Annotated in this window: 6 protein-coding genes; 4 read left to right on the forward strand and 2 right to left on the reverse strand. The window is 60.4% G+C overall.

Annotated features, from left to right (window positions below):
• From R2855_19890 to R2855_19905, 4 genes are all read left to right on the forward strand, one after another.
• A partial coding sequence (locus R2855_19890; GenBank protein MEZ4533267.1) for an aminotransferase class III-fold pyridoxal phosphate-dependent enzyme occupies positions 1 to 566 on the forward strand: 566 nt, incomplete at its 5' end.
• The gene (locus R2855_19895) at positions 563 to 1480 is read left to right on the forward strand and encodes a hypothetical protein (protein ID MEZ4533268.1); all 918 of its coding nucleotides are present in this window, start codon (positions 563 to 565) and stop codon (positions 1478 to 1480) included. The genes R2855_19890 and R2855_19895, both read left to right, overlap by 4 nt.
• A 331-nt stretch (positions 1481 to 1811) precedes the next feature.
• On the forward strand, positions 1812 to 2114 hold the full coding sequence (locus R2855_19900; protein MEZ4533269.1) for a hypothetical protein: 303 nt from the start codon (positions 1812 to 1814) through the stop codon (positions 2112 to 2114).
• Positions 2044 to 2586, forward strand: a complete 543-nt coding sequence (locus R2855_19905) for a hypothetical protein (protein ID MEZ4533270.1) — start codon at positions 2044 to 2046, stop codon at positions 2584 to 2586. The genes R2855_19900 and R2855_19905 overlap by 71 nt, the downstream gene beginning before the upstream one ends.
• Here the strand turns inward: R2855_19905 and R2855_19910 are convergent.
• Positions 2560 to 3447: a sugar ABC transporter permease gene (locus R2855_19910; protein ID MEZ4533271.1), complete on the reverse strand. Its 888-nt coding sequence runs from the start codon at positions 3445 to 3447 to the stop codon at positions 2560 to 2562. The genes R2855_19905 and R2855_19910 overlap by 27 nt on opposite strands.
• Before the next feature lie 134 nt (positions 3448 to 3581).
• The coding region (locus tag R2855_19915) for a hypothetical protein (protein ID MEZ4533272.1) at positions 3582 to 3928 on the reverse strand (347 nt) is incomplete at its 5' end.

A 3928-nucleotide genomic window follows, 5' to 3' on the forward strand; every position in this document is an offset into this window, starting at 1 on the left:
ACGCAACGCCCGATCTCATCGCGTGCGCGAAGGGCATTTCTGGCGGCTACACCCCATTGGGCGCCGTGCTGGTGCGGCCCGAGATCGTGGGACAGGTGCGCGGTACAGGTGGATCGTTTGTGATCGGGCATACCGCCGGCGGCAATCCGCTTTCCACCGCTATCGGCAAAGCGGTCCTCGACTACACGGTGAAGCACCGGCTCGTCGATAACTCCGAGAGGGTTGGTTCGTATTTCCGTTCGCAGCTGGTGGCGCTCATGGATGCGCATCCAATCATTGGCGATGTGCGCGGGTTGGGGTTGATGCAGGGAGTCGAACTGGTAGCAAATCGAGAGACGAAAGCGCCGTTCCCGGTGGAGCTCGGGGTCAGCAAGCGCATCGGCGAGGCGACGCTGGAACGCGGCATGGTTTCGTATCCCGGTCAGGGCACGGTCGATGGTGTGGTCGGCGATCACCTGCTCTACACCCCGCCGTTGATCATCACGACCGAACAGATCGACGAGATGATCGCGATTCTGGACGAGTCGATCGGCGCAGTGGAGCGCGAGCTGGGCGTGGCGGCGTGACCAAAGTCGTCGAGGAGGGGTTGCGGTTCATTCTTGCGGGGCCGTCGATCGTCTCGGATTGGAAGAATCCGTCCGCAACCACCAACCGGGCGGTCATGACGGCGCTCATCGAGCTTGGACACGAGGCAACCTATCTCGAGCCCAGGTTCGACCCGGCATTGGTTGCCTTGCTCGAAGCACGCGGTGCGGAGCCGTTGCGTTCGTTCCTGGCGGCGTATCCGAGATTGCAGTATCGGACGGTCGAGCTGCCGGAACCGTTTCAGGCGGCCTCGTGGGCGGGGCAGTTTCTCTCGACCGCAAGCGCGAGCGTGGTGTTGGCCGGGTGTCCAGTGGTGATCGAGGATGGATTCCGGCAGTTTCGGGATGTCGATGTCCGGTTTCTGAAGGAGCGGATGGGCGGGACTGGCTCTCTCCTGGATGATGGGGACGCGGGTCCGCCAGTGACGTCATATCGACCGGCAGTGTTGCCGCGAAGCTGGGATACGCCGCGATCCGGAACGCTGCTCGTGGCCTATGACGATGCCGAGCTCGCGGGCCGGGTGGCGGACCTGGTGCAGCCAGACGCGAGGGTGGTCAGCGGATCGGCGAATCTGTCGGATTGGGAATGGGTTGCAGAAGTGGATCTGCCGGAGCGGTATGGCAGAGCGGAGCGGGTATTGATCGTGGATGGCGCGGAGGAGACTGCGCCGGCGCGGGTGTGGCTGGCGCGGTCGAATGGGGCGACAGCTTGGGGCGTAACCGGCGGTACGTCCGATGACTTTGGTGATGTGGTGGTGAGTGTGGCCCAGATTGGCGAAATCGATTGGTCGCTGGGGACACCGCTGACTGTCGATGCGGATGCGCGCGTGGTCGCCCGGCGGATGGCCGAAGCGGCACGGCAACCCGATTTCATATCTCCGAACGGCAAGGGATAGGGGAGGGGGAGAACGGATTGGCGATCGCCAGGGGACGATTCCCGGTCGTCCCAAGCGATTCCGCCGTTGAAACGCTGGGATAACACCCCTCGGCAATCACCCGAATTCCGTCTTGGTCCTATCCCTTGAGGGCTACAAGAGCATTTTCCAGAAGCGTGTTCGTGAAGATATCGGTCATTCAGCGCGTCAATCCTCCGATCGCCGGATTTCGAGACGTGTCGCAGCGAGGCGATGCGTATGTCAGACGGCTTTAGGCAATCCTGCCGATTCGCCGTGGGGCGATTCCCGTCAGGATGAATGCAGGCCAAGGCGGAATGGATCGCCCTGGGTAATGGATTCATCGAAAGGATGGGTTGTGATGTCGATGTTCGACGAAGGTGGTTATGGACGGGTTCGCAAGCTGATCGCAACAGCAGCTGCCGCAGCGGTGATCGGCGGGTCGATGCTGGGCGCGGTTTCAGCCGCAGGCGAGTATGGCGAGCCGCAGAAGATTCCCGATGGCTCCGGGTACGGCGCCGGGGAGTACGACTTCGACTACAGCACCGTGGCGGCGACGTACGGCGGTGACATCTATCAATACGCAAAAAGAGGGGAACCAGCGCAAGAAAGACCGGGAACATCAAGCCGAGCATGAAGAGGTAGAAGATGATCCGGCTCCCTGGAAACTCGAACCGAGCCAGCACATAGGCGGTCATGGAGGAAAGGAGGAGGGTGAAGAAGACCGACATCGTCACCACGATGATGGTGTTCTTGAAGTAGGTGCCGATGTGGGCGCCGTTCCAGGCGCGCTCGAAATTGTCCCATTGCAGGGAATCGGGAAGGCTCCAGGGGCTGAAGATGATCTCGGGATCGGTCTTGAACGAGGTCATCACCATCCAGAGGAACGGAAAGATGACGAGGATGGCCCAGATGATCAGCAGGACCTGAGAAAATGCGCCGAAGGTGTTATCGCCAGTGAACCGCGAGCGTCGCACGGTGGTAACAGTGTCAGCCGAATCTGTCTCGATAGCAGGGATGTTGCCGGTCGATTCCTGAATGCTCACCTGGCGGTCCTTTCGTTCCTCTGGCCGCGGGCAATATCAATATTCCAGTCGGTCTCGGCGTGAGAAGACGAGCAGGATGATCGATAGGCCGAGTGTCAGGATGAGAAGTACGACGCCAATCGCCGATGCGTAACCGAACTGACTGTTCTTGAATGCCTGCTCGTACATATAGCGAGCGGCGACGTCGGTCGAGCGTTGGGGTTTGCCCTCGGTCATGACCTGAATAATGGTGAAGAGGTCCAGCGCCGCGATCGCGATGTAGACGATGGCGACTCTAATGTTTTCCCAGAGCAGGGGCATCGTGACGTCCTTGAACTGGGAAAACCGGTTTGCGCCATCGAGCCGGGCTGCCTCGTAGAAGTCGAGTGGAATGGACTGCATGCCAGCGACAAAGAGCACCATATAGAAGCCAACGGCTTGCCACACGATAACGGCGGCCACCGCCCAGAGTGCGGTGCTGGTGTCGCCGAGCCATGATCTGGTCAAGCTGTCGAGCCCAATTGCTTCGAGGAATCCGTTCACCAATCCGCTGTTCGGGTTGTAGATGTATTGCCAGAGAACTCCAACGATCACGAGCGACATGACCTGGGGGAAGAAGAAAACAACGCGATAGAACCCTGCGCCGCGCACTCCGCGTCCACCCTGAACAAAGAGCGTGGCGAAGAGCATGGCCAAGCCGATGATGAAAATGGGAAGCACAAACAGGAGCTGGACGTTGTGGGTCAGCGCGTTGCGGAAATTCTCGTCTTCGACGACCTTGCGGTAGTTGTCCAGACCGATGTACTTCTTGTTGGCGCTGACTCCTCGCCACTGATGGAGCGAAATCCAGAACGCCTGCACATAGGGATAGAGCACGAACACACCGTAAAGAAGGAGCGCCGGCGCCAAGAACGGAACGATAAGTCGGTACTTGCCATGATTCATCTGCGGCCTCGCGATTCATCTGGCCTTCGGAAACCGAGGTGCGAAGGATACGAGTTCGCCGGCGGGCAGAGAGCCCGCCGGGAACGCATCGTGCGAAAGAGGATCAGTCGATGGTGGGCCGATCCTCCGCGGGATCAGGCCTCGCGGGTGTACTTCGGAATCGAGTCGTCTTCCGCCACCGCGTCGGCCGCTTCCTGCATGTTGTTCATGAACTCTTCGGCATTGATCGCACCAGTCATCAGCGCGCCGAACTGGTTCTGTGTCTCGGTGTCGAGCATCGGATACCACTCGGTGTAGCGCGAGAAGATGGTGTTGTCGCCGGCGTCGGAGAGAGCGGTCTGCGCCGAGGCGAAGGCCGCGCCGAGATCGAGCCCGTCGGCGGCGCCGTTGACTACGGTGAGCGCCTTGGTGTCTTCGGAGAAGAAACGGCCGCCTTCCTTGGAGAAGAGCAGGCGCAACCATTCCTTGCCACCCTGGACAT

Source organism: Thermomicrobiales bacterium, from assembly GCA_041390825.1.
GTDB lineage: Bacteria > Chloroflexota > Chloroflexia > Thermomicrobiales > UBA6265 > JAMLHN01.